Genomic DNA, 26,212 nt, shown 5'->3' on the forward strand with positions numbered 1-26,212 from the left:
CGTATTGGTAAAAAGAGCTTTTCATTTCCCACATTCCCACATTTTCACATTTCCACATTTTCAAATTCCTCGTTATTTTTATAAAAAATTAGTCTATGCCAATCAGAATGACGGATGACCCGAACAGCGGTGACAATGACTTTAATGACGACCGCGGCGGCGGTGGTTCGGGCCCCGGAAGTGGCGGAGGCGGGCTATTGGGGCTTCTGCCGCTGTTGCTGGGCCTGTTTCGGGGAAAAGGAATTATTGTATTGCTGGTGATTGCTGCAGCGGTTTATTTTTTGGGCGGACGCGGGGGCTGCGGCAATATCGGTGGTCTTGGTGATGCCGCAAAACAGCTGTTCTCCCAAAGTGGCTATAGCTATAGCCCCGATGAATTTAATAAAGCAAAGATTTATGAAGGGCTGGACGAAAATAACGGGAAGAATCCATTGCCGGAAGCCGTTTCCCTGCTGCGTTTTGCGCCAAAAAGGGGCGACCAGGGGCAACAGGGAAGTTGCGTTGCCTGGAGCAGCGCTTATGCCGCGCAGACGATCCTGACGGCGGCAGCAACCGGGCAGGATCCTAATACGATAGTCTTCAGCCCATCTTACCTCTACAACCAGATCCGGTTGGGAAGCGATTGCCAGGGCTCGTATATACAGCGTGCCATGGAAGCTATGAGGGCGAATGGCGGTGTGCCATTAAGTAGTTACCCCTACGATGATCAGGATTGCAGCAGGACACCGGATGGAGCTGCCATACAGGAGGGACGGCAACATACCATCCACGGATTTACACGGCTGACGCAGGGCGATAACCTGAACCAGATTAGTGTGCGGGCCCTGAAGGAACACCTGGCCAAGGATGCACCGGTGGTAATTGGGATGATGGTGGGGCAAAGCTTTATGCAGGATATGATGGGTAAAGACCTGTGGCAGCCACAGGGAATGGATCAGGCGCAAGTGGGCATGGGAGGCCATGCCATGTGTGTGATCGGGTATGACGACCGGAAATATGGCGGCGCCTTTCAGATTATGAACAGCTGGACGCCGCAGTGGGGGAGCAATGGTGTGGCATGGGTACGCTATGGCGATTTTCGCAATTATGTACGGGAGGCTTATGGTGTAGATCCCCTGCCTAAAAATGCCAATGTAGCGGCTATGCCACTGGAATGCAATATAGGACTGGTGGATAACAGCACCAGGCAGTATATCAAATTGAAGCCGGCAGGGGCCAACGCTTTTCAGACCGTTACGCCAATAAAAATGGGTACCCGGTTTAAGATGGAAGTGAAAAATACAACAGCGTGCTATATCTATATTTTTGGACAGGAAACCAATGGCAGCAGCTATGTATTGTTCCCCTACCTGAAACCCGGGCAAACGGTTTCCAGGCATTCGCCCTACTGTGGCATTACGGGGTACCGGTTGTTTCCAAAATCGGAATCCATGGAAGCCGATAACCAGGGCTCCAGGGATCAGATCGCCATTGTGGCCAGTAAAAAAGAACTGGACTATAACAAACTGAACGAGGCAATTTCGGCCAGTACACAACCCACCTATGCTGGTAAAGTAAACGAAGCAATGAGAAGCCTGCTGGCGCCGGGGGCCGCTTATAACAGTATGCCGGATGGCCGGATTTATTTAAAAGCAACAGCAAATTCCGGGCAGGCTGCCGCTACCATTGTGTCGTTTGATAAAGTGCCCTAAGGAATGTAAAATAATAGATGTTCAACGTAAAATGCAAAAGTGACTCCAGTCAAATTTCCTTTTACATGTTTTATTTTTTTGTTAGCTTTTAACACCGTTACCACCGGTTAAAGCCCAAAAGCTGATATGTGAGCAAGGGTTTCACGTTTGACGTTCAAAGTTTCAGGTTGGAGCCGTTTGCGCTCTATGTTTCAAGTGTCCTCAAAGTTTAGGGGTAAAGATTTTCCGCGCAAAATGGAGGAATTATTTGATGAAGTTTTATAATAGTGAAAATGAACTGGAACTATTAAGGAAAATAGAGAAGTGATCCCAAACTTCGGCACAAATGATATTTATGGTTGCTGAAGTTAAAAGAAACAGCGACAAAATAGATATCAAAAAACTACAGGAGAAATCGACTGCGCTTTTTCGTCAATTTGGAGGGTATCAACAACAATTTTCCGGCTTTTCGTTAGGGGATATGTAAGGTATCCGTTCCCCCGGAGGTAGGGCGTCCCACATCAGCGAAGCCGCCCTTCTCATTCCTCTTCATACCCCAACAAATTCAGATCCACCGACTCCAGTCCGCTGATGCCATCAATGGAACCGCGGATATGCGTGGCGTTGAGCAGTACTTTTTCCAGCTGCTTTTCGCGGGCTTTCCAAAGCCGCTCCATGGCATCGCGTTCTTTTTGAATAGAGATCTTCATACTTAAAAAGCCTTCCCGGATGGCTTTCCATTGCTCCGCAAACTCCGGGCTGGTTAAGTAAGTATAGAGCAGGTTCATTTTGTCGCCTTTATTTTCCTGGCTTTTGGAGGCATTGAAGATCCTTATAATGCCATCCCTGAGCACACTGGCCAGCGCCCTGGCTTCATTGAAATTGCAGATCCATACACCCTCTTTTTCGCCAAACCGGTCCATGTCCCTGGGATAACGGCGGGTAACCAGGACGGCTACGTCTGCGCCCTGGCTACGCATATCAGCCTTTAGTTTTTCGATCCAGTCGCCCCCAAAATTTTCCGCCCGTTTGCTTTCCCAAATGATCTTGCCACAGGCAATGCCCAGGTTGTTCCGGACGGTCTGGATCGAGTCGGCTCCCCGTACTCCTTTTCCCACTTCCTCCACCAGGTCAAAGGGAAAGGCGGCTGCCAGCATTTCCTCCAGTGCCAGCTCCTGGCTTTCGCCCTGCAGCTGCATGGATCCCTGTTCTGCCTTGCGCTGCATTTCGGCTGCCAGCTTTTTTTGCTGCTCCAGCTGCGTTTCCAGCTCCTTTATTTTAAGGTTGAAGGTGTTTTCTTTTAAGGCAGATTTCTCGTTCTCGATCCGCTGCAGCTCATCGGCCATCTTTTCCCGCTCCGTATTCAGTTGCTTCTGTACGGTGATCTCCAGCTCGGCTTCGCGGGTTTTAAATTCCTGTTCCTTTCTTAAAAAGCCGGCTTCTTTTTGCCGGGCCAGCTTTAGTTTTTCTTCATTCTCTTCGTTGGCCTTTTGCAAAGAACCCAGGCGATTCTCAAAGTCGGTGCCAATGCTTTTGCGCAGCTGCTGCTCCAGTTGCTGCTGCAACAGCTGTTTTTCGGCGTTCAGTTTCTCCTGCCATTGTGCATCGGTTTTTGAAGCTTCCAGTTCTGCTGCTTTTTTTAGCTGGGCAATTTCATCATCCTTGTTCCTTTTATAGTCCTGCATCTGTTTCCGCAGCGTATCCTTTTCCTTTTCAATAACATCCTTCAATTCATCGGTAAGCGCTGCTTCCAGCGGAAACTCGTGCTGGCAATTAGGGCATTTTATTTTTGTAGCCATAGTTTTCTCAATCCCTGGGTTTGATTATGGGTTCAAAAATACGCAGCATTTGGCATTCAACGCTCAATGTTGTTTGGTTAGGGTGCATTCTATATTGTCGTAGTCATGCTGAATTTATTTCAGCATCTATGCATGTTGTCGTTCAATAGACCCTGAAGCAAGAATAGATCCCGGGTCAGGCCCGGGATGACATCTTCAGGGTGACATTGTATTTAGCGCCTGCGTTTCTTGTGGCAAGAACATGGACTTTTTATGTTTGCCACAGAGAGGCGCTGAGATACTGAAGATTTTAGGTTTTCTACATTAAAAGCAGCGGCTATTGCTGCAGTATTAAGAGCGTCTGTGCGTCTGTGCTTCTGTGTTTCAGTGGCAATAACATGGAATCTGCGGCTTTAAGCAAATAGAAACCCCATTTTCAAATTTTCATCCGTCTGGCGGCACAAATTAAAAAGAAGAACCCGGTTAGTACCAATTCTCAATTCGGATACTATAAAAAAAGAGGTTATCCCAGGAAAGTAGACACTACTTCTGAGATAACCTCTTTTACTGAACCAGGCTCAATCAGGCTTCCTGCTTTTCGGCTTCAGCAACTGTTTGCCGGCTGACTGCCAGTTCCCTGGTAGTAGCCTGCCAAACATAGGTGTTGCTTTTTACTCCGGGCGCAACAAATGCCTGGGGAGGAGTGGGTGTTATTGTTGTATCTTCTTTTTTGTCTTCCTTTTTATCCTGTGTTTGCGTAGAATCTGTTGCCACAACGGTTGAGTCCGTTTTTGTACTGTCTGTCTGGGCAAATGCACTTCCGGAGATTACGGTTGCGGCTAAGGCCAGCATAACTGTTTTTGTAGTTCTTTTCATGATTAAAATTTTAATAAAAAATATAAATAATAAAGGTTTACTTACTTGCTTAAACGCCGGGGCGGTCGATTGTGGTATACAGGATTTGTTAATAAATGATATTAAAAAATATTAAGACATTATCGGCTACAAGCCAGTCCTGTAAACGGTTTCAGGGCATATATCTAAAGATATAAAGAACTTTATCAGTATTTTTCTTCATGAGAAGAAAAGCAAATACAATACCATGCCGTACCGGCAAATAAGAACGAAATGTTAATGTAAAAAGCCGTGCAGCTAACTGGTTGGGATCAACAAAACTAAATATGGGAATAAACCATCAATAGTCAAAAATCTATAATTTCCAGTCAATGATTTGGTTTTCCCAAGCTGTACGATGAGGGGTGGTAACACGGATGTAGTTGTCGGTATAGCCTTCCATCATACCGGCTTTATGATGGTTTTCAAACAATACTTTCCGGGTTTGCCCTGTATGCTGTTGTTCAAAGTATTGCATTTTCATATAGGACAGGTTGCGCAGTATCTTATTGCGCTCGTTACGAACGGGCACCGGCACTACCGGTTCGATGGAAAGTGCATGGGTATTGGCTCTTTCAGAATAGGTGAAAACATGGAAGTAAGATACATCCAGCTGATGCAGGAAATCATAGGTTTCCTGGAAATGCGCATCGGTTTCGCCGGGAAATCCCACGATTACATCTACCCCAATGCAGCAATGAGGCATCAGCGTTTTGATCAGGCCCACGCGTTCTGCATACAATTCTCTTTTATACCTTCTGCGCATGGCACCCAAAACGGCATTGCTGCCGCTTTGCAGGGGAATATGAAAATGAGGCATAAAATGCCTGCTGCCGGCTACAAACTCAATAATTTCGTTTCCAAGAAGGTTGGGCTCAATGGAGGATATCCGGAACCGGTCGATTCCTTCAACCTGGTCCAGCTCCTGTATCAGTTTATAAAAGTTTTCGCTGCGGCCGTTGATGGCTGCTGCGGCATTGCCATCGGGGCCTTTTCCAAAATCGCCCAGGTTAATGCCGGTAAGTACAATTTCCTTTGCGCCAGAAGCCGCCAGGGAGCGGGCATCGTTAACTACTGCATCAATTGATGCGCTCCTGCTTTTGCCGCGGGCCATGGGGATGGTGCAAAAGGAGCAGGTGTAATCGCAGCCGTCCTGCACTTTCAAAAAGGTACGGGTGCGGTCGTTAATCGAATAAGAGCTTTGAAACCCCGTTACTTCTTCAATATCGCAGCTGCATATTTTTGCGGAGTCATTTTTGGCAAATTCCCGGATATGCTTTATAATATTAAATTTTTCCGCAGCCCCCAGTACCAGGTCCACGCCGGGAATATCTGCAATTTCCCCGGGTTTTAACTGTGCGTAGCAGCCGGTGATCACTACCATGCTTTCAGGAGCCTTTCGCTGAATGCGGCGCACCAGCTGGCGGCACTCTTTATCGGCATTATCAGTTACTGAGCAGGTATTGATCACATACACATCTGCAATATCCGTAAACTCCTTTTTTTCAAAACCCTCCTGCTCCATTAACCGGGAAATGGAGGAGGTTTCTGAATAGTTGAGTTTACAACCAAGCGTGTGGAAGGCCACTGTTTTTGCACTGTGCATAAGGGCTGCAAAATTACGGAAATTTAGCCGATAAGGCGTTTTTGGAGATTGTTGAGAAATATCCAGGTGTTATTTTATCATAAGCCGCTATTTTTGAGGGGTGTTGCGATTATTGTATACGATCTATGCGGCGGCGGTGTTTCTCATCATTATGCTGCTTATTTTTCCGCTTTGTATCCTGGCTGCCTTTTTGGGAAGGATAAAGGGCGGAAATGTAATCTATGCGCTTTGTACCCTTTGGGCCGATATCTGGTTCACCCTGATCGGGATACGGGTACAAAAATCCTTTGACGCACCATTTGACAGGGAAAAGAAATACATCCTGATCGCAAATCATATATCCTACCTCGATATTCCGGTGATGGTAAAAGTGTTTCGCAAGCCGATGCGCGCCCTGGGTAAGGTGGAAATGGGGAAGGTGCCGGTTTTTGGGTTTATTTATAAGCGTGCTATTGTAACGGTCGACCGCAAATCGGCTGCGGGAAGGGCGAAGAGTATCCGTATTTTGCGATCGGTGATCAATAAAGGAATTTCTATTTTTGTTTTTCCGGAGGGTACTTTTAATGAAACGGGGCGGCCTTTGAAAGATTTTTATAACGGGGCATTTAAGCTGGCGCTGGAAACCCAAACGCCGGTGCGTCCGGTACTGTTCCTGGATACCTATGACCGCATGCCCTATACCAGCCGGTTTTCCCTGAATCCGGGCAAATGCCGGGTCGTGTTTTTGGATGAAGTGCCGGTAGATGGTTTTGGAATGAGGGATCATGAACAATTAAAACAAAAGGTTTTTGCACTGATGGCACAAAAGTTAACAGAGTATAATGTTACCTGGACCCCCGGTAAAGCAAGGAACAGATGAACAACGAGATACCATATCATCCGGTGGCGGTTGCAACAGATTTTGCCGAGGTCGTCATTCCGCTGGCATTGCCGCTGAATTATACCTGGGCGATTCCGGAGCAGCTAAAAGCCGCCGCCATCGTAGGATGCCGGGTAGAAGTGAACCTGGGTAAATCAAAAAAATATGCGGGGGTAATCAAACGGGTGCACCGGACGCCACCGGAATTCTTTGAAGCCAAGGAGATCGTCAATGTGCTGGATGCTGTGCCGGTTGTATTTGAATCGCAACTGAAGCTTTGGGAGTGGATGGCCCGTTATTATATGTGCACAGAAGGGGAGGTGATGGCCGCCGCACTGCCCGCGCATTTTAAACTGAGCAGCGAAACCATACTGGTGTTTAATGAAGAAGCAGGGGATGATTTTACGGAGCTGGACACGGACGCCTTCCTGGTGGCGGAAGCCCTCCTCTTAAGAAAGGAACTGAAGCTGGCCGAAGTGCAGCAGATCCTGGAAAGCAATCATGTATACCCCGTGGTAAACCGCCTGATCCAGGGAAAGATCTGCTATGTTTGGGAATCTTTAAAGGAAAGCTATAATCCTAAAAAAGAGACCTTTGTGCTGCTGCATCCTGATTATGATCATGAGCAGGCCCTGGAGCAATTGCTCAATAATGATCCCCGCCTGCAGCGTGCCGAAAAACAGATGGAATTATTGCTGGGGTACCTGCATTTTAAAAAAACGGAAGGCACCATCACCAAACAGGCGCTGTTAAAAAAAACCGGCGCCAGCGAAGCGCAATTGAAAGGGCTTGCCGACAAGGGCGTGCTGATACTGGAAAAAAGGGCGGTGGACCGGATCCGGCTGCTGCCAAAAGATATCCGGATCAATTTTGAATTATCCGCGGCACAGGCCACCGCTTTGGAACGTATCCGGAGCGCATTAAAAGAAAAAGATGTTTGTCTGCTGCACGGGGTTACTTCCAGCGGGAAAACTGAAATTTATATTCATCTGATCGAAGAGCAGATCCGCAAAGGGAAACAAGTGCTGTATATGTTGCCCGAGATTGCCTTAACGGCGCAGACCATCCGCCGGTTGCAGCAGCATTTTGGAGGACATATCGGCGTGTATCATTCCCGGTTTTCGCAGAACGAACGGGTGGAGATCTGGAATAAAGTAAGAGACGGATCGCTGAAAGTGGTGCTGGGCGCGCGTTCTTCGTTGTTCCTCCCTTTTCATGACCTCGGAATGATTGTGTGCGATGAGGAGCATGATACCTCTTATAAGCAAATGGAACCCGCCCCCCGGTATCATGCCCGGGATGCGGCCATTTATTTTGCATCCCTCTTCAGCCAGTGCAAAGTGGTATTGGGCAGCGCCACGCCTTCTTTTGAATCCTATAACAACGCCCTCAATGGAAAATACGGACTGGTGACGCTCACCGAGCGGTTTGGGAATATGGAACTTCCGCAGATTGGGGTGGTGGATACGCGCAAATTCCGTACAAAAGAATTTGCGGACACCATCCTGTTTCCGCTTCTTGCAGATAGTATCCGGGGCTCGCTCGGGCGGGAAAAACAGGTGATCCTCTTTCAGAACCGGAGGGGTTACACGCCTTACCAGCGCTGTAATAGCTGCGGTTGGGTGCCTCAATGTAAGTACTGTGATGTATCATTGAACTATCATAAGGTTTATAACAAGCTGGTATGTCATTATTGCGGTACCAGCTATCCCCTGGTGGTTACCTGCCCCGCTTGCGGCAGTCATGATTTTATCCGGAAGCAATTTGGAACAGAGCGGGTAGAGGAGGCGTTGCAGGAGTTGTTTCCCGGCGCCCGGGTGGGCCGTATGGATATTGATGCGGTGCGGGGCAAACATGCGCACGACCAGCTGATACAGAACTTTGAGCAGCGGAAACTGGACATCCTGGTAGGAACGCAGATGGTGGTAAAGGGACTGGATTTTGAACATGTGGAACTGGTAGGCATTGTGGATGCCGATGGCATTCTTGCTTTCGCAGATTTCCGGGTCAATGAGCGTGCTTTTCAGCTGATGGAGCAGGTAAGCGGAAGGGCAGGGCGAAAACATGGCGCCGGCAAGGTGCTGATACAAACCGCCCAGCCGGAGCATCCGGTGCTGTTGCGGGTGCAGCGGCATGAGTACCGGGCCTTGTTTGATGATGAATTGCCCAAAAGGGAGCAGTTTGGCTATCCTCCTTATACCCGTTTGATCCGGCTTATATTTAAAAACAAGATCAGGGACGTGGTGCGCGATGCGGCCGCCTGGTTTGCCACGGGGCTCCAGGACCGCTATGGAAATTATATCACCGGCCCCTCGGAACCCCTTATTAATAAAGTACGTAACCAATACCTGATGGAGTTGCTGCTAAAGCTGCCGCGAAGCACCCGGCTGATTGAACAGTGCAAAAAAGATGTACTCCATCATGTGGCCTTGTTGCACCAGGAGCCGCGTTATAAATCGGTGGTGGTCATTCCGGATGTGGATACGATATAGCCGGGCATCCTTGTTGATGACAAAACAACTTTTTGTTAATAAGAAAGTTTTGTGGAAGTTGGGCAACCTTGTAAAGGCGGGCAACGGGGCTTTCCATGCCTTTTAGCAATTAAGAACAGTTTTAGATAGGAGTTGGGATTGCTGATGATATATTGATAGTAAAAGTTGGCGAGTTTGTACGTTTCTTTATTGATTCTCCGACTGACTTGTTTGACAAAGCGTTGAAACAGGAGTCAGGAAGAAAAATAAAATAAAGTATTTCATTGCAGATAGAAATTCATTTGAATAAATGCTGATTTATTGCAGTTGCTAATTCAGATATTTCAATAATTCTAATTCAAAAATTGGGTCGCTTGGTCTATAAAAGTCATCATTTACTACCTTCCCCTTTGCATCAATAACTACAAACCGGGGAAGCTGGCCCAAACCCAAAAGTTTGGTTAATGGAGAGGTCTTAAAATTTTCTAATCGATACTGATGGGGTGTGGAAAAAATGTTGCTCTTTTTTGAAACGGTAATCCATTTGTCAGTATCGGCTTCATTGTCTATGCTAATAGTTACAAAGTTTATGGGCTTGTTTTTGAGTTGTTTTTCGATTTTTTTTAAATAGGGGAATTGTCCGATACAAGGAATACACCAGCTAGCCCAAAAGTCAACAATCGTTAATTTATATTTTTTATCCATAACCATATTTTTGAAATCGAATTTTTTTCCGGAGAAATCATACAAATTAACTGCCGGTAAGACATTGATGTTTTTCATTTCATGATTTGCCGACTTTTCACTGTTTTCCAACAAGAAAGAAAAGTTTCCATTGTTAAATGCTTTCAGATTTTCTTTTGCCTTCTTGAAATCGGTTGATGTCCCTAACAAAATACTTGTTAATTGGTACAATGTGTCAAAAAAAATGTTTTGTGCCCGGACCGCCCGAAGTTTTCCGTTTACTTCGTTCATTGTCTTGTAGTCATTTGCAAAAGTTCCCGCTACGCATGAAATTAAATACTGCTTATAATAAGCGGATTGTCTCATTTGAGTGTCGACCTTAAAAATATCCGCCCAAAAATCTTTTGGAGCCGTTTTTGTTTTTTTTCGAACGTTGTAAAAAACTACTTCCTTAGCGATTGATAGGTTGCTTGGTGCGTCTGATAAACCAAGGTCTTTATTATGCTTAAGAATGATATCATATAAGCTGTCTGCAACCTTTGGACTGATAGGTGTATTGGCTGATAGCAAATGGGATAGCTCCGTGTATTTTATATTTTTGTTAAATGCACGTAGTCCATTTGCGTATTTAGCTGAAAGATTGAGATTTTTAATGACATTTTCGTTTTTTCGAAAAGTTGCTTCAATGTTTTGGATTGTTTTTTCTATGCCGATTGATTCCAGGCTTTTCTGCAGTTGCTTTTTGTCAAACGAAATAAAACTACCCGGAATTTCTACTATTCTATCAATAAAATTTGAAAACCCCGATGAATACTGGACCATAAATGTTCCATCTTCTTTCTGCTTAAGCACAACACTGTCTCCTGGAAGTAGTAATAAATTGTGTGTTCGTAGTATTGGTGGGCCGCCTATCTGCATGATGATATTTTGATGACTGAGATGAGACGGTTTTTTTATAAGTATTTTTTTAATGATAGTAGTATCTGTATTGGAGTAGTTTTTTAAAGCGACATATCTGGTAAAAAGATTGAGGTAATTAAACCCTATGTTACCACCGGGTTTTAATATGGCTACTATTGTTGTTTCCTGATTTTCGACGGTGCTTTCCATTTCTTCGGGCAAATCCGCTTGCGAAAAGCAAAGGTTAAAGATCAGTAAACTTAATAGTACAGAATAAAATTTCATTATGGCTGTTTTGGGTGACTTATCAGGGAGTCGATTATCTTTCTTGTGTCTGTTGAGGATGGTTTTGGTGCAAAGATCCGGCTTACGTTAAAATTTTTATCAATAATCAGGTACCGGGGTAATTCTTCCACAAAATAATCTTTTAGATTCAGGCGATTGGTATTCCATTGGTTTCCCTCCAGGTTCATTGATTTTATATATGAATTCCATTTTTTTATATCCTCATCAATCGATAAAGAAATGAATACAACATTGTTGTTATCAGCATATTCCTGTTTAAGGCGCTCAAAGGCGGGCTGTTCTGCTATACAAGGTCCACACCAGGTGGCCCATAGGTCTATATAAATTACACGACCCCGGCAATCATCAATGGATACGGCTTTGTTAGCAGCATCAACAGCGGGGAATGTTTTAGCTTTTTGCCCGTCAATAAATTGAAACGATTTTTGAGTATATGCATTTTGAATTGCCTCTTTATACCTGGGGCTCCTAATGTTATCTATTGCGGTTGCAAGGCTGTTCACCGAGTCTGTATTTGGTGCCTGTTTTAATTGATCGCTGATTTTTTTTGCGAGCAGCCAGTCCTCAATCGGAGCTGCGGCTGTTTTTGTGTCGGGGCTGGAATAGTTCTTTACAACTCTTAGAATGTTCCGGTATACAGGATGAACCAGCAATTGGGAGTCGTAAAATCCAGCTGCGTATTTTTTTAACAAAGGAGGCGCCAGGCGGTCATATTCTTCCAGGTATGTTTTTAGCGAATCTTTTGGCAGTACATCTTCATAGTAGAGCTGCATATAATACAGGCTGTTGATGATATCAGATTTTATCCGGCCAAGTTCAAGCTTTTTAAAGACGGCGCTGATATTTTCAGCGGATTGTAGTAACCGCGTTCTCTCCTTAGCGCATAACAAAATGTTGTTCCAGTTAGACCTAAACCTGCCGCTGATACCATCGCCGGCTTTGATGAAGGAACCGGCTTTTGGAAATGGGGTGCCTTTTAAGTAAATGTTAGCGGCTGAACCTTTTCCCGAAAACCGGGCGGAATCGGGATACGATCTGTCTAAGAAAACCTGCATACTGTCTCCGGGCTCAAGATACAACATATTTCTGCCGATCCTGAAGTAGGAGGCTGTTTCAAGCGGCAGCACAATTTTGAAATGATTATTGGAGTCAATCGAAAATTGAAAGGCAACATCGGACAATATTAATTCTCCAATATCTGAAATATTTTCAATAGGCACTGTTTTTGAAAAGTTGATCCCCGTGCCTTCTAATATTACGGTATTGGCCCTGGAAGCCGGATTTTGTAACCGTACCCTTTCAGGGATTAAGGACAGAAATAAAAAAATAAAACAAATACGAAATGCCATTCGCGGGTATTTAATTATGTTGCTTCCATCAAATATAAAAAGAATTAGAAGCCGGTTCAAATTAAGACCGGGGCTCTAATGAATCAATATGGCTGGGCGGCTCATTGTATTATGGAAATTTAGAGATGTTTATTCTGCTTGGGGCATTATTTTTTACCCAAAAATTCCTCCAGGTCTTTTGTGTATAAATCCTTTGCGATGATGATGCCATTGGCATCAACAAGAAAGTTTTGTGGAAGTTGGGCAACCTTGTAAAGGCGGGCAACGGGGCTTTCCATGCCTTTTAGGTCGGACAGCTGTGTCCATATCAACCCATCGTTTTTAATGGCCTTCATCCAGTCTTCTTTTTTGGAATATTCATCCAAAGAAATGCTAACAATTGAAAACCCCTTCTTCTTATACTTTTTATATACCTCAACCAGGTTTTTGTTTTCCCGCCTGCAGGGGCCACACCAGGAAGCCCAAAAATCAATTAATAAATATTTCTGTTTTAAGTCTTTTAGGGAAACTGCATTACCTAAAACATCATTTAGGGTAAAATTGGGAGCCTTGCTGCCCACCCCAAATCTTAGTGATTCGATTTTCCTTTCCACTTTTTTACCCAGTATTGATTTTTTATCTGATGGCGATAGAAGATGGAAGAGCGTATCAATCTTATCAATATCATTTTCTTTGACGTTGGTAGGCAAGGTCCTGAGGTAGTCAGCAATTAAGAACAGTTTTAGATAGGACTTGGGATTGCTGATGATATATTGATAGTAAAAGTTGGCGAGTTTGTACGTTTCTTTATTGATCTCGTCTTTCCAGAAAGCGGCGCTATCCGCGTTTTTCAGCGCCTCTTGCCGGGATTTTTTCTTAAAAAGTGGTGATAAAGCCTGATAAAATGGCCGATCTAATTCGTCTATTACCTTGCGTTCTTCGTTTGCCTTTGAACCAACGATAACTGAGTTGGATAGAGACGTTCCGGAATGTATTTTTATATGTGTGGGTTCTGTTTCTATCGTAAGCATATTTTCTTCGCGCAAATTGTTGATATCACGGGGATCCGCTGCGTACAGTGTAAGTAAGGTAGTTGTTGCTATTTTTTTAGAAAACCTGAATTTATTGTTTGTAACTAAAGAGCTGTCAATGCCACCTTCTGTATCCGCATATATTACATATATATACCGGGGCGGGGTTGATGCATTTGAAATTTCTCCACTGATAGTTAGTTGATCTTCTATTTGCGCTGACTGATTTGTTTGACAAAGCGTTGAAACGGGAGTCAGGAAGAAAAATAGAATAAGGTATTTCATTGCAGATAGAAATTATATATGCTGGCGTGGTGTTAAAACTATATTGAAGATAAGAAAGTTTCCTTGCTTTTTTATGTTCTTGCATTGTTGAAGGGATTACTATTTTTCGCCTTTTGTAGGTTTTTGAGCAATAAATGAGGTTGATAGAAAAAGATAGTTTAGACGGATACAAAGGCTTGGATCTTACATTGAACTTAACATATCATCGGTTTCCGTGATAAATTCTTTCATTAAAAAAATCGCTACTTTGCTGCTTTGTTGCAAATCCTCCTGAGTGTATTTTTTTTATAGTTCCGGCTTTCAGAATAATATTAGTTGGGTAGCCGTTTTCAAAATTAAGCTTACTGCAAATGACTCGTTTAACAGGAATAGGGGTGTAAGGGAGATTATACTGTTTGACAAACTCATTGGAGGTAGAACTGTCATCAGGTGTTATGGATATAAACAGCGCGTTTTTATTGTCTTTCAGTTTTTCATAAAGCAGTTTTAAACCATCTAGTTCCAGAATGCAGGGTCTGCAACTCGAAAAGCTGAAGTTAAGAATGACCACTCTTTGTGATAGAATATCGGAAGCAATACCGGTTTCCTGAGATAATAATCCCAGAAAAGGATACCGGGTGCCAATTAGGGCGGTGCTTTTTTTTAGGTGCTTTTTGATTTCAGATTGAACCACAGAGTCAGAAGCACTAACTTTCGTTTTTAAGGGCAAAGGGAGCTTCTTTTCTGGAACTGTGGTGCTATCACAATGGGCCATCATGAAAATCAAAACTACAAGCAAAACGGACTTTAAGCTAACGATCATTCAATGTTCAATTTCAAGAGATTTTCTAAAAGAGGAAATAGCGTCAATATCGGCGCGGTTTGATAACCTTTTTCTCCTCTTTCAAAGCGGTCTATTATTTCACCTTTCGGGTCGATCAGGATGAGTACAGGAATACCACTTACCATATATTTATTAAAAAGACTGTTTTTTTTGTCCCGCACATTAATCCAACCCGTTGTTTGATCCTTTATGATGGCGTTTTTCCATTCTGTAACGTTATCATCGCAGGAAATACTTATTATTTCAAAATTCTTTTGGGCTGCGGAATTATAGTACTTTCTTATTGAAGGGGAGAGTCTTCGGCAAGGAAAACACCAGGACGCCCAAAAATCCAGCAAAACATATTTCCCTCTTAATGACTCCAGCCTTATTTCTTTGCCGTGTAGATCATTGGCGATAAATGAAGGGGCTGGCTTGCCTTTTGAAATTTTATCAGCGATTTGTAATTTCTCAAAAATCTCTTTTCCAAAAACGCTTTTTTGTATTGATGATGGAAACTGTCTATAATAGTTGTCCACATTGCCCAGGGTAAAGCGTTCGAATTTTAAGTTTTGGGCAATTAGGAATGCGCTAATAGGTGATCTTGGATTTTCTACGATAAAAACTGAGTCCAGATTTGATATTTCTTTTCTTAATAGCGTCAATTGCAGCAGAATACTGTCCCGGGGCAGATAGGCTCCGGTATCCTTTTCTAGTTGCTTTTCCAAAAGCTCCGTTTCCAAAAGAAATGGCTTTTTTTTTGTTGTTAAATCAACAAGCTGCTTTTGTATTTTCGTTCCGTTTTGAAGTTGAAAGTACTTAAGACGATCTTTTTGTAATTTGATGGATGTTTGTCCCGGAACAATGATTAATTCAGCCGCATCATAGTCTGTTTCAAACGGATTCAGGTATAACTTCGCGATAGAAGGATGCGCAATAGATCCCCGGTATTTGAAAGCATGGTTTTTAATAGTTATTGTGTCGGTGCTATAGCCTTCAATCATTAATTTAATGATAAGTTTGCCATCCTTCAGGTTATCAAATTTTCCAGATAGCTGAAATTGGTTCTGAGAGAATATTTTTCCGTGGGAGATACTTAAGGAGATTGATAAAGAGAAAAATATGACTAATGTTCGCATGGTTTTCGATATTGATCTGAAGTTGTTGACGGTCGTTCTTGATCGTTCGTTCCCGTTTGCATCGTAATAAGTACAAGGCCGCTATTTCTGGTCTGGAGAAATTTCTTCACAAGGTACAAAAGTAGCATTAAGAATAGTCGCTTTATGTCCATTAATCAATTCTTCAAAATCTTTTGCAATGCGGCATTAAAATCTGGTTCACTTGGCCGGTTAAAATTGGATGATACGCAATTCCCTTTTGCGTTAAAAATCATAAATCGTGGTACTTCGGAGATGCTATATACGTCAGTAAGCAGGTTTTTTTTATAATCGTCCATAAGAAAATGCTTGTTTGGGTTCATCTTGTTTTCTTTTAGGAACTTGCGCCAGCGCGGTTCGTCTTCATCGATAGAAATAGAAATAAATTGAACAGATGGATTATTTTGTTCTGCTTTTTTTAAATACGGAATTTCTTCTATGCATGGAGCACACCAGGTAGCCCAAAGGTCAATAAACACCGGTTTCCCTTGCTTTATTACATCTCTCAGCTTTATATATTTTCCATTTTGAGTTTTTAGCCTCGCTGCCAGAATATCCGGCAGTTTCTTTAATGATTTTTTAAAAGAGGTGTAAAATTGTGTAGCTGTTTTTTTGTATTCATCTGAAAGGGATGATGCCTGCAATGTATTCCAAATCATCTCCGCACTTTGCATATTTACATCTTTAGGATACTTCTGAAAATAATACAATGCATCCATCATTATAAAATCAGCTACGTCCGTTGGGAAATGTTTTTTTGCAACAACGAGCAAATATTTGTATCGGTCATCCGAACTTAGAATGAGGCCGGAATAATCCCTTTTGGTTAAATAGTTTGCCAAATTACTTATGGTCAAACGATAGTAATTCATCGCATTTCTTGCCAATATAGTGGGTAAGGAGCGATATGCAGTTACTATAGAATCCATATCTAATATTTGAAAGATGTCTGTGTCGTCAATATTGTCCGTTAAATAAGAGTATAGTTTTTCATGTTCAATTTCCCGCAATAATAAATCCTGTAACGATTTTTTTTTACCCTTGAAAAAATCCTGCACCAGCGCTTTTCTTTGATCAAAAAAATGCTGCGTATAATTTATACGCTCCTGTAAATTGGGATTATGTTCCCGGGCCCATTTGCCGGGATCCACGTGTTGTTTATAAAAACCGGGAACGCGCTTACTGTAGAAAAAAAGGCTATCGTTGTCCGGGGCTAATTCGGCGAGTCCGGTGTTTTTGTTAAATGCCAGGTTGATGGTGTCACCGCTCCAAACAGTAAGGAGGTTAAATGCAATCTGTATTTTATAAGAGGCAACCGTTATTTTCATCGGTTGATGATAAGCTACCGTAAAATTTCGGCGCTGGCTATGGAGATACGGGTAATTTTTTTCTTCTGTTGTGGAAACTTTCAATGGAGTATTTCCGGCATCTACATTTCTCAGGTAAATCTGAATGCTATCCGCCGCATCTGTTTTTGACGGAAGAAAGAGCTCAATAATAAAAAGTAGTACAAATAGTTTTTTCATCATTTAAACAGTTTGTTGTCGATAAATAAAACTAGACCGAAATCGGCAAATAGGGAAGCACAGATATTGGGTATCTCCTGCGATGAACTGAATACCGGGGATTTTCAAAATCTTCCCATTCCCCATTCCAATGGGGCCATTGGTTTGTTTGATATTGGCATTGCCCCCGGTACAAGATTTTAGGTTGATAATATAAGTTGGAATTTGCATGTCTTTTATTTTACGGGTTACTCGGGATAATAATCCAATGGTAGCATAGTGCCTAATTTTTCAGTCCATGCAAATAAGCCAAGCAGTTTAAGGTTATTCGCATTGCTATAATAACCATTTGCTTTGATGGCTATTGGCTCAGATAAAGAAATGCCAGAGAACTCTGTAGGGAAAGAAAAGCCAACAAAAATACCAACACGAAATACTACGCCATATTGTTCTTTTCGATAGACCGGCAAAAGTTCTTTTTGCCAGATATTTCTATCCTGACTGTTTTTATAAACAACGTCCTTATAATTGTAATGATGCTCCCATTGTTCAACGATCAGGGACCCTTTAAAATTCAATGCAACAGTAGCGGTGTCTGTCCGACAGCTAACGGCAGTTATTACTACAGGGGACGGGGAAACGTTGACATAGCTCACCCCATTGGTAACATAATTTCTTTTAATGGCATACAGGCTATCAATATCTCTAAACCGTTTATTCTGCTCAGGCTCTTGAAATCTTGAGTGTTCACTGAGGTGCTCATTGTTAGGAAAGAGTGTAACATGGCCGGTCGGCCGGAATAAAATATACGTCGTATCGAAATTCTGTTGATATACTGCCCGCATAAATTTCAGCAGGGATATTTCGTAGGCTTTTTGCCTGTTTTCACGCCACCTCTTTTGTTGCGCTTCACTGCCCTGCATCTTTTCATAAACGGGGATACCCGAATAGGACATTGCTGAGGTAGAATCATTATAAGTGAAATTTTGTAAATCGTATTTTATATGATAACCCAAAGCGGGGTTATCAATCAATAATAATTCCTTAATATGAGCTGTTAACAGGCGCTCTTGCTTATTGTATTTAAAGCGGAGGGCCTCCTCATTTTGTATGGTACAGGTTTCGGAAAACGGTGAAGTGCCAATGACCTGTTTAAAGAAAATCCTTGTCCATCGGTTTTGTATGCGTTTTTTTATTTTCTTATTGGTTACCACTATTTCCTCCATTTCCTCCATTTCCTGGCTTTGAGGGCTTAGCTGCAGAACCAACGATGTATTTTTGTACAGGGCAATGGTTCTTATTATCGTTTGGTAGCCGATAAATGAAACCACAAGCTGATAGGTTCCATTAGGGATATTTGCCAGCTTAAACATTCCGTTATTACCCGTGCTAATGCCAAAAGTAGTGTTGGCCAGATAAACACTGGCGCCAGCCAAAGGCTGTCCGGTAATACTATCGCTTACTGTCCCAGACAATGACAAGGGTTGGGCATGGATCGTTGGGATAACGACCCATGCCCAATAGAGTAAAAAAACGGCTGTCCTCATACTAGAACCGAATTGCTGCAAAAAATAAAAGCCATTATCTAAGAATTACAATAATTAACGCATTGGAAGGCATAGGAAACTTGCGTTGGTTGCTTAGTAGAGGGCGGAGGACAGTAACATGTGAAAAACTCATTACCACTACCACCGCCGGGTTGCCCCATGGGGTCTGTGCAAACTCCATTAACACATTCATATCCTGAATCACAATTGGAGGTAAAAAAACAACCGCCTCCGCTTCCGCCCCAACCGCTTCCGCCCAATACGTTTTTCAACTGGTCTCTTGTAAGAACCTGCGCTCCTTCAATGTTTTGAAAGTTCAATTTTAGCTTTTTCATTTTGTTCAATTTTTTTAATACTTTAATAATCACTCCCTCATCATTCGTGCTGCAGGTGGAACAATAGGAAGCCTTTTCAACTATCAAAGCTAAAACCCTTCGGGCCGCTATTTCTGGCCCGGAAAAATTTCTTTACAGAGCACAAAAATGTCTTTTTCTGAAAAACAAAGTTCTTCGGGTTTCCCAATTTTGGAGCTGTCTTCCTTTGATAGGGCATCTCCGTATTTCATAAACCGGGAAATACAAAACTCGCCCTCTTCTGTATAACAGTATGTTTTGCGCTGACGGTCGTAAATAATCGTTGCTCCCAGTTCCCGCATTTGAGACAGGATCTCTTTTATCGCGCTCCTGGATAAATCCATTTTCCGGGCAAAGGTTTCCAGGTCGCCGGTGGCTTTTTTCTTAATCAGGAAATTGGCATACTCCAGTCGCTTAATGGTTTTTACTAAGGACATAGGCAATCATTTCTGGGTATAACAATGGCCCCGGTGCGCTGCAGTTATAAAGGTAGAACCCCGAAGCTACTTGCCTTGAAGGTAATACAAACTAAGCATATAAGATCAGGGAAAAATATTTTCATTTAGCCGTGGCTTCTGTCCCGGCTTACGGTTGTTATCTCAGCCATTGAGGCGGATGGCAACATTTAATGCACGGCATCGGTGCTGTGCTGGGGTTAATCGGTGCGCTGTATCAACGATGGAGCGCAGGCGACACCTGCACGCCGGCCAGACTGCGGCGAGTTGGTTTGGAAGCTGTTTCGGTATCTAAAGATGATTGTTCGTCAATAGATGCTGAACCAGGAATAGATCCCGGGTCAAGCCCGGGATGACATCTTCAAGCCCGGGATGACATCTTCAAGCCCGGGATGACATCTTTAAGCCCAGGATGATATCTTCAAGCCCCCGGATGACATCTTCAGAATGACATCATGCTTTAAGCGACCTTTGAGACGGCCTCCGGGGCCGCATCATCAACGCATTTTCTTTCCACCTAACGCTGAGGGCTATACAGATGGCATCCTTCGGACGCTTCAGCAACGACTACAGAAGTATCGTTTCGCTACATTTTCAGGAAATCTGCCCACACGACAGGGGCTTAACTGGCCATTCTTCTATCTTCTATATTGGATTTTTTCTGTTTTTTTTTATTTGCCAAGAATAGAGTCGTCTTTCGGGAAAACACATAATTTTCCGATACATTAGTATACTAAATATTTTTGACCATGATTGGCAGGGTTTGTTTTTACGGCAGTGCTATCTTTTTTATAGGTTGCGTATTGTTTTTTCTTGCTTCGTTGATGGGAGAATTATTTCCGGAGCATGTTGAGTTATTTTTGGGTGCCGGCATTTCAGTTATGATTTTAACGGTGCTGATTTTGTGGGTGCGGTTTTATGTAAAAGTCGAATATCGTGGGGATCAATTTTACTTCAGTTTTCAAAAAAGCAATAAAATCTTCAGGCATCCAATTGTGATTGGGTTAGACGACATTAGAAATTACACATTTAAATTTTCGAATCGTTTTTCTACGGCGGTGTTTAGAACAAAAACAGGTAAATGTTATTATTTTTATTTTTCTGCTCAGGAATATAAAAAGGAGGCTATAGAGGGCGGAAATGCCATTGTGGATTTTTTGTACAATTGCGTACAACAACATAACAGAGAAGCTGGAATTGACAATACGGTACCGTATAAAGCGCCATTTTTAGCGTCAAAATGGTTTTTGTACTTTATTTACGCCCTTGGTGCCGGAATATTTTGTGTCTTAATCATAAGGGGTATGCATCACACCTTTTCACGAAAATATTTTGTGGGGATGTTGTTGCCGGAACTGGCCGTTTTGCTTCAGTTGTTGTCAAAATACTGGTACACCAGAAGGAAGAGCAAAAAATATCAGGCCTGAAATAATAAAGAGGGTGCCTCAATCAGAGACACCCTCTTTGGTCTTGGTTGATGACTAAAAACGATTAACTGACTTTTACCATAAACACGTAATCCTGGATCTTTTTTGCCTGTTGTGTGGGGTTAAGATTGGTGATCGCGGATTTGGTATTTAATTTTACACTTTGAATAGTGGTGTCTGTTTTTTCCTTTCCTTTTATTTCGTTGAGGATATTGTAAAGGTTTCTTGACCGGATAAAGAAGGCCACACCTTCCTGGTCTTTTTGGCGCCCGTTTAAGATGCCGATTACTTCTCCCTCGCTGTTGAGGATGGGGCTGCCGCTGCTTCCCCGGTTGGCGGATATTTGTATCTGGCAGCTAAGGGTATCGCCGTTAAAACCGGTTTTGGCGCTCAGGTAGCCCTGGTTATAGGAGATCTCTTCATCTTCCCGGGGATAGCCCATGGTAAACACGGGTTCGGCCAGGTCGGCCATTTTACGGGAGAAGCCATAGGGAACAGCCGGAAGCGGTTTAAAATCTTTGTCGGTGATCTTTAAAATAGCAATATCTCTTACTGGATCTGCATATACCACTTCGGCAAAGTACTCAACGCCTGTAGTGCTGGCCACGGCTACATTTGTTGCATTCTGGATCACATGGGCGTTGGTTACCAGTAGTCCTTTACTGTCAATCATAAAACTGGTACCCCTTGAACTATAGGTGATCTCCGGCGTTTTGGGTTCCGGGCTATGACTGTTTTTAAGACTGTTGATCTCTTCCGCCTGTTTGCGCGATTTGTTTTCCAGCGAACTGAATTTTTTACTCAGGGTCTCTATCTGGGCATTATGGCTCTTGGGGGTAACCGACCAGAGAATGGCGGAAACCATCAATGCCGTAAGGCCGGCGATGGAGGCGGCGATAGAAGCCACCCGTTTATAGCGGTTGTACAGGTAAGCCAGTTTGGCCCTGCCTTTAAGCGCCGGGGAATCAATTTTTCCCTGGGTTGCAAGATCGGTGTGGATCTCGTTTAAGGAAGTATGAAATTTTTGCCATTCATGATACCGGTTCATACGCTGCATAAACAGGGTATGAGTTACCACCATCTGGTCAATCTCGCTATCGGCCTTTCTTAAATTTTCGAAATGTAAACGCTCATCAGGAGTCATTTCTCCGGAAATATACCGTTCTACCGCTTCGGTCAACAATATATGGTCATGCTCATGCATTATCCTGTTACTTTTTATATTGAGAAAAGAATATTTTTTTCAGCCGCATCAGGCACTTGTATTTCTGAGTTTTTGCATTTTCGGAATTGGTATAGCCAAAGGCTTCGGCAATTTCCTGCATGCTCTTCTTTTTAAAATAAAAGGCCTCCAATAAACTTTTGCAAGGCTCGCCCAGATGCTGGATCGAATGATGCATCAGGTCATAATCCTGATCTTTTTGCTCATGCGCCTCCAGGTCGTCATCCACTTTTACCAGGTTGCCAGCATCATTCCACTCTTCAGTAAACCGGCTCTGCTGTTGTAATTTCTTTAACCACAAACGTTTAGCTACCGAGTATAGATAGGTTTTGATCTGGCAGTTGAGCTCAAATGTTCCTGACCGGGCCTTTTCAAACAGTACCACCATCGCTTCCTGGAAAATATCCCGGGCATCATCGGCGGTACCATTATTGTTGACTACCAAAGCCTGAATGAGGTTGTAATGCTGTTTATATATTTCTTCGGCTGACTTCTTATCATTGCGCGCTAAACCCTTCAGTAGCAATATTTCCTGTTCTAAGACCGTCTCTTTCACGCTTTGTACGATTTTTAATACTTTTTTTTAAAAATAGTAACCCTTTGGCACTAAGAAAAAACTTTTTTATAAGAGTATGGGTTACCTTTTTGCTTTTTTTGTATTAAAATGAAATCTCTAACTCAAAATTTAAAATAATGAAAAAATTATTTATTGTTCTGGCAATCAGTTCTGTAGGTTTTGCTGCCTGCAATAATAGTGCAGAAGGCGAAAATGGCGGGGATACTACCGCTGCTGCTCCTATCGATGCACCAAGCGTTACCCCTCCTGCGGTAGGAAATGATACCGTGGTAAACCTTGATACCAACCACGTAGCGCCGGTTGATACCACCGTAAAAAAATAAGTCATTTATATTCGGCAATAAAACAGGGCCATCCTCCTAAAGGCGGGTGGCTTTTTTTATGTACCTTTGCGGATTCAATTTATAAAAATATATTAGTGGCTACATTTGAATCGTTGGGGATTGAAGAAGGATTACTTCAGTCGTTACAACAAATCGGGTTTCAGACACCCACCCCCATACAGGAGCAGGCAATACCGGTTTTATTACAGGGAACAAAGGATTTTATTGGTTTGGCACAAACCGGTACCGGTAAAACGGCGGCTTTTGGACTGCCGTTGCTGCAGCTGATCGACAAATCCTTTGCATCGCCCCAGGCGCTCATTATTTGCCCCACACGCGAATTGTGTTTGCAAATAGCCAATGACCTGGAAGCTTTTAAGCAAAAAAGTGAAAAAATACGGGTAACGGCTGTGTATGGCGGAACGGCCATCAGCCAGCAGATCCGCGATATAAAGAGGGGGACGCATATAGTTGCGGCCACCCCCGGGCGGTTAATTGACCTGATAGAGCGTAAAGCCATCAACCTGGAAGATATTCATTATGTGGTGCTGGATGAAGCCGATGAAATGCTGAATATGGGCTTTAAGGACGATATTGAGTTTATTCTTAAAGAGACGCCCAACCGTCAGAGCACCTGGCTGTTTAGCGCCACCATGCCTAAAGAGATCCGGCAGGTGAGCAAGCGCTATATGGAAAATCCCTTTGAAATTACGGTGGGTAAAGCTAATTCTGCCAACACCAATATTGCGCATCAATATTACCAGACACAGCATGTAAACCGCTATGAAACCTTAAAGCGGATTATTGATTTTAACCCGGGCATGTATGGGATCGTATTTACAAGGACAAAGGCCGATGCCCAGCATATTACCGAACAGCTGATCCGGGAAGGATACGATATTGAAGCCCTGCACGGTGATCTTACACAGGCACAGCGGGATAAAGTAATGGGCCGTTTCCGGGAGAAATCGCTTGAGTTGCTCATTGCCACAGATGTTGCCGCACGCGGTATTGATGTACAGGGCATCACGCATGTAATTAACTACGAGCTTCCGGATGATACGGAGGTGTATACCCACCGGAGCGGCAGAACCGGTAGGGCGGGGCTCAGCGGTATTTCCATCTCCATTGTAACGCCAAGAGAGGTTTACCGCCTGCGGCAGATTGAAAAACTGATCAATACGAAGTTTAATAAGATCGATATTCCATCCGGTAAAGATGTATGCCGTAAACAGTTCTTTCATTTTATTGACAAGATGTTAAAGGCCGACATCAGCCATGGAGAATACGAAGCCTATGTGCCGGTACTGCAGGAAAAGTTTGAAGACGTTAGCAAGGAAGAAGTGCTGCAGCGGGTGGCCGCACTGGAGTTTGACCGGTTTTTGAAATACTATGAAAACTCTGTTGATCTGAACCTGAGGGGGGGCGATGACCGCAAGGGCGCGCGCGCGGCGGAACGCAGCAGCAGCCGGGGCGGACGCAGCGGCGGCAACGGCCAGTACCAGCGGTTATTTGTAAACCTGGGCACAAAGGACGGATTTTACAAGGCCAGCTTCCTGCAGTTTATCCTGGATATGAGCCGCCTGAACAAGGACAACCTGGGACGGATCGATATGAAGGAAATGAATAGCTGGGTAGAAGTGGATTCGGATTCGGCGCGTATTATGATCAAAGCCCTGGATGGTAAAAACTACCGGGGAAGAAGGATCCGTATGAATGATGCGGAGAGCGGTGGCGGCGGACGCAGGAAAGGATAGGGGGTAAGATACGCTGTAGAAGTGAAAAGTAAAATGTTATGTATACATCTTACTTTTCACTTTTTTATTTTACCACGCATTCCAGGTTTACCGTAATACTGGCTGTTTTATTTTTGGAGGAAGTATTAAAAGCGCCTCCGTAACTGTAGTCCTCATTGCTGTTTTGCCCCGTGATTTGGAAGATGCCCATATTGGCCTTTACTACATTTCCTAAAGAACCACCGGTATTCTTTGCAATGGTTTCTGCCCGTTTGCGCGCATCTTCAGCCGCTTTGGCAAGCAGGTCCAGTTTAAGGTCTGCCAGTTTGGTATAGAAATACAGCGGCTCCGGTGAGTTTAATTCAATACCCGTTTCAATCAGCCCGGTAATTTCACGGGAAAGGGCTTCTACCCGGGCAATATCAGCGGATTCCACTTTTACATTTTGCGTAAGATTGTAACCGCCAAAAGTAGTGGTAGTTGATTTGGTTTCTTCGTTGTAGTTAGAACGAAATATCTTGTCGATCTTCACCGATGAAAAAATCATTTGTTTATCGGTAATCCCCTTACGGGAGAGGTAGTTCCTTACATTGTTTTCATCCTGCTTAAGCTGTGCATAAGCCGTTTTTAAATCAAAGTCGGTGCGGCTATAGCTTCCATTCCAGGCAACCAGGTCGCTGGTAAAATCCTTTTCTGCACTGCCGGTAACCCGGATGGTTTGCCGGGTTCTGAATTTGTATTTGTAAGCGCCGGCCACAATAAAGCCCGCCAGCACGATGCAGATACCAATAACGACAAGACCGATAAAATTACGGCTGCCGGAAGATGTGTTTACCTGGTTGTTTTCTGTGTTGCTCATGAGAACAAAATTAAGGGAAACGGGGCGGGTATGGTTAGTAGGACGTGTTTATTTCACGCGGAGGCGCAACGGAGCAAGGACGCAGTGATGCCGTTCAAGCGCTTCGTGTTTCTTTGAGCCTTCGGGTCTTTGTGGCCTCAATGATCTATTTCACGCTTTGTGGCGGCCCGGGTCTTTTAACCGCAAGGTTCGCTAAGATTTTAAACCTTTGCGGTTCATGGCGCGCTTTGCGGTTGAGTTTTGCCGCCCGTTGTAGTTTATTTCACGCGGAGGCGCAACGGAGCAAAGACGCAGTGATGCCGTTCAAGCGCTTCGTGTTTCTTTGAGCCTTCGTGTCTTTGTGGCCTCAATGATCTATTTCACGCTTTGTGGCGGCCCGGGTCTTTTAACCGCAAGGTTCGCTAAGATTTTAAACCTTTGCGGTTCATGGCGCGCTT

The 26,212-nt window shown here is 43.5% G+C and carries 20 protein-coding genes; 6 read left to right on the forward strand and 14 right to left on the reverse strand.

Annotated features, from left to right (window positions below; translation table 11 throughout):
* Positions 1-95 precede the first annotated feature (95 nt).
* Positions 96-1,691 (forward strand): C1 family peptidase, encoded by a 1,596-nt coding sequence (locus tag GGU45_RS21030; RefSeq protein WP_435228147.1) that lies wholly within the window; start codon positions 96-98, stop codon positions 1,689-1,691.
* A gap of 518 nt (positions 1,692-2,209) precedes the next feature.
* On the opposite strand, the gene GGU45_RS21035 is transcribed toward GGU45_RS21030, so the two are convergent.
* The 3 genes from GGU45_RS21035 to mtaB form a co-directional block, all read right to left on the reverse strand.
* Positions 2,210-3,469 carry a DUF2130 domain-containing protein gene (locus GGU45_RS21035; RefSeq protein WP_435228149.1) on the reverse strand — a complete coding sequence of 420 codons (1,260 nt, stop codon included), beginning with the start codon at positions 3,467-3,469 and terminating at the stop codon, positions 2,210-2,212.
* A 561-nt stretch (positions 3,470-4,030) separates the two neighbouring features.
* Complete coding sequence (locus tag GGU45_RS21040; RefSeq protein WP_435228151.1) at positions 4,031-4,324, reverse strand: hypothetical protein; 294 nt, start codon at positions 4,322-4,324, stop codon at positions 4,031-4,033.
* Positions 4,325-4,658: 334 nt separating this feature from the next.
* Complete coding sequence (mtaB, locus tag GGU45_RS21045) at positions 4,659-5,948, reverse strand: tRNA (N(6)-L-threonylcarbamoyladenosine(37)-C(2))-methylthiotransferase MtaB (protein WP_435228152.1); 1,290 nt, start codon at positions 5,946-5,948, stop codon at positions 4,659-4,661.
* A gap of 100 nt (positions 5,949-6,048) precedes the next feature.
* Here mtaB and GGU45_RS21050 point away from each other — a divergent pair, with 100 nt between their 5' ends.
* Both GGU45_RS21050 and priA read left to right on the forward strand, forming a co-directional pair.
* Positions 6,049-6,807, forward strand: a complete 759-nt coding sequence (locus tag GGU45_RS21050) for a lysophospholipid acyltransferase family protein (RefSeq protein WP_435228154.1) — start codon at positions 6,049-6,051, stop codon at positions 6,805-6,807.
* Positions 6,804-9,299, forward strand: a complete 2,496-nt coding sequence (gene priA, locus GGU45_RS21055; protein ID WP_435228155.1) for a replication restart helicase PriA — start codon at positions 6,804-6,806, stop codon at positions 9,297-9,299. The genes GGU45_RS21050 and priA overlap by 4 nt, the downstream gene beginning before the upstream one ends.
* A 309-nt stretch (positions 9,300-9,608) precedes the next feature.
* On the opposite strand, the gene GGU45_RS21060 is transcribed toward priA, so the two are convergent.
* The 8 genes from GGU45_RS21060 to GGU45_RS21095 form a co-directional block, all read right to left on the reverse strand.
* Positions 9,609-11,147 (reverse strand): TlpA family protein disulfide reductase, encoded by a 1,539-nt coding sequence (locus GGU45_RS21060; protein ID WP_435228156.1) that lies wholly within the window; start codon positions 11,145-11,147, stop codon positions 9,609-9,611.
* The gene (locus GGU45_RS21065) at positions 11,147-12,517 is read right to left on the reverse strand and encodes a TlpA family protein disulfide reductase (RefSeq protein WP_435228158.1); all 1,371 of its coding nucleotides are present in this window, start codon (positions 12,515-12,517) and stop codon (positions 11,147-11,149) included. Before GGU45_RS21065 ends, GGU45_RS21060 begins: the two co-directional genes overlap by 1 nt.
* Before the next feature lie 146 nt (positions 12,518-12,663).
* Positions 12,664-13,812: a redoxin domain-containing protein gene (locus GGU45_RS21070; RefSeq protein WP_435228160.1), complete on the reverse strand. Its 1,149-nt coding sequence runs from the start codon at positions 13,810-13,812 to the stop codon at positions 12,664-12,666.
* 202 nt (positions 13,813-14,014) lie between these two features.
* A complete protein-coding gene (locus GGU45_RS21075) occupies positions 14,015-14,614 on the reverse strand; it encodes a peroxiredoxin family protein (RefSeq protein ID WP_435228162.1) in 600 nt (199 codons plus the stop codon).
* Positions 14,611-15,753 (reverse strand): redoxin domain-containing protein, encoded by a 1,143-nt coding sequence (locus GGU45_RS21080; RefSeq protein WP_435228164.1) that lies wholly within the window; start codon positions 15,751-15,753, stop codon positions 14,611-14,613. The genes GGU45_RS21075 and GGU45_RS21080 overlap by 4 nt, the downstream gene beginning before the upstream one ends.
* Positions 15,754-15,908: 155 nt before the next feature.
* On the reverse strand, positions 15,909-17,099 hold the full coding sequence (locus GGU45_RS21085; protein ID WP_435228165.1) for a TlpA family protein disulfide reductase: 1,191 nt from the start codon (positions 17,097-17,099) through the stop codon (positions 15,909-15,911).
* A 425-nt stretch (positions 17,100-17,524) separates the two neighbouring features.
* Positions 17,525-18,844 carry a carboxypeptidase-like regulatory domain-containing protein gene (locus GGU45_RS21090; protein ID WP_435228166.1) on the reverse strand — a complete coding sequence of 440 codons (1,320 nt, stop codon included), beginning with the start codon at positions 18,842-18,844 and terminating at the stop codon, positions 17,525-17,527.
* A gap of 421 nt (positions 18,845-19,265) precedes the next feature.
* Entirely contained in the window at positions 19,266-19,613 is a 348-nt protein-coding gene (locus tag GGU45_RS21095) for a hypothetical protein (RefSeq protein ID WP_435228168.1), read from the reverse strand.
* Between the two features lie 767 nt (positions 19,614-20,380).
* On the opposite strand from GGU45_RS21095, the gene GGU45_RS21100 reads away from it, so the two are divergent.
* Positions 20,381-21,058, forward strand: a complete 678-nt coding sequence (locus tag GGU45_RS21100) for a hypothetical protein (protein WP_435228170.1) — start codon at positions 20,381-20,383, stop codon at positions 21,056-21,058.
* A gap of 64 nt (positions 21,059-21,122) precedes the next feature.
* Here the strand turns inward: GGU45_RS21100 and GGU45_RS21105 are convergent, their stop codons facing one another.
* Positions 21,123-22,262, reverse strand: coding sequence for a S1C family serine protease (locus tag GGU45_RS21105; RefSeq protein WP_435228172.1), 1,140 nt, complete (start codon positions 22,260-22,262; stop codon positions 21,123-21,125).
* Positions 22,263-22,269: 7 nt separating this feature from the next.
* Entirely contained in the window at positions 22,270-22,836 is a 567-nt protein-coding gene (locus GGU45_RS21110; protein WP_435228173.1) for an RNA polymerase sigma factor, read from the reverse strand.
* 137 nt (positions 22,837-22,973) lie between these two features.
* On the opposite strand from GGU45_RS21110, the gene GGU45_RS21115 reads away from it, so the two are divergent.
* Both GGU45_RS21115 and GGU45_RS21120 read left to right on the forward strand, forming a co-directional pair.
* On the forward strand, positions 22,974-23,180 hold the full coding sequence (locus tag GGU45_RS21115; RefSeq protein WP_435228175.1) for a hypothetical protein: 207 nt from the start codon (positions 22,974-22,976) through the stop codon (positions 23,178-23,180).
* A 95-nt stretch (positions 23,181-23,275) separates the two neighbouring features.
* Positions 23,276-24,937, forward strand: a complete 1,662-nt coding sequence (locus GGU45_RS21120; RefSeq protein ID WP_435228177.1) for a DEAD/DEAH box helicase — start codon at positions 23,276-23,278, stop codon at positions 24,935-24,937.
* A gap of 64 nt (positions 24,938-25,001) precedes the next feature.
* Here the strand turns inward: GGU45_RS21120 and GGU45_RS21125 are convergent, their stop codons facing one another.
* Entirely contained in the window at positions 25,002-25,775 is a 774-nt protein-coding gene (locus GGU45_RS21125) for an SIMPL domain-containing protein (RefSeq protein WP_435228179.1), read from the reverse strand.
* Positions 25,776-26,212: the final 437 nt, after the last annotated feature.

This window comes from Niabella hirudinis (assembly GCF_051201075.1).
Lineage (GTDB): Bacteria > Bacteroidota > Bacteroidia > Chitinophagales > Chitinophagaceae > Niabella > Niabella hirudinis.

Excerpts from the sequence above, each read along its gene's own strand:
- GGU45_RS21030 (WP_435228147.1), top strand. The coding sequence starts at position 96 with ATGCCAATCAGAATGACGGATGACCCGAACAGCGGTGACAATGACTTT.
- GGU45_RS21100 (WP_435228170.1), top strand. The coding sequence starts at position 20,381 with ATGATTGGCAGGGTTTGTTTTTACGGCAGTGCTATCTTTTTTATAGGT.
- GGU45_RS21070 (WP_435228160.1), bottom strand. The coding sequence starts at position 13,812 with ATGAAATACCTTATTCTATTTTTCTTCCTGACTCCCGTTTCAACGCTT.
- GGU45_RS21040 (WP_435228151.1), bottom strand. The coding sequence starts at position 4,324 with ATGAAAAGAACTACAAAAACAGTTATGCTGGCCTTAGCCGCAACCGTA.
- GGU45_RS21065 (WP_435228158.1), bottom strand. The coding sequence starts at position 12,517 with ATGGCATTTCGTATTTGTTTTATTTTTTTATTTCTGTCCTTAATCCCT.
- priA (WP_435228155.1), top strand. The coding sequence starts at position 6,804 with ATGAACAACGAGATACCATATCATCCGGTGGCGGTTGCAACAGATTTT.
- GGU45_RS21035 (WP_435228149.1), bottom strand. The coding sequence starts at position 3,469 with ATGGCTACAAAAATAAAATGCCCTAATTGCCAGCACGAGTTTCCGCTG.
- GGU45_RS21125 (WP_435228179.1), bottom strand. The coding sequence starts at position 25,775 with ATGAGCAACACAGAAAACAACCAGGTAAACACATCTTCCGGCAGCCGT.
- GGU45_RS21080 (WP_435228164.1), bottom strand. The coding sequence starts at position 15,753 with ATGCGAACATTAGTCATATTTTTCTCTTTATCAATCTCCTTAAGTATC.
- mtaB (WP_435228152.1), bottom strand. The coding sequence starts at position 5,948 with ATGCACAGTGCAAAAACAGTGGCCTTCCACACGCTTGGTTGTAAACTC.
- GGU45_RS21075 (WP_435228162.1), bottom strand. The coding sequence starts at position 14,614 with ATGATCGTTAGCTTAAAGTCCGTTTTGCTTGTAGTTTTGATTTTCATG.
- GGU45_RS21095 (WP_435228168.1), bottom strand. The coding sequence starts at position 19,613 with ATGTCCTTAGTAAAAACCATTAAGCGACTGGAGTATGCCAATTTCCTG.
- GGU45_RS21060 (WP_435228156.1), bottom strand. The coding sequence starts at position 11,147 with ATGAAATTTTATTCTGTACTATTAAGTTTACTGATCTTTAACCTTTGC.
- GGU45_RS21115 (WP_435228175.1), top strand. The coding sequence starts at position 22,974 with ATGAAAAAATTATTTATTGTTCTGGCAATCAGTTCTGTAGGTTTTGCT.
- GGU45_RS21105 (WP_435228172.1), bottom strand. The coding sequence starts at position 22,262 with ATGCATGAGCATGACCATATATTGTTGACCGAAGCGGTAGAACGGTAT.
- GGU45_RS21085 (WP_435228165.1), bottom strand. The coding sequence starts at position 17,099 with ATGAAAATAACGGTTGCCTCTTATAAAATACAGATTGCATTTAACCTC.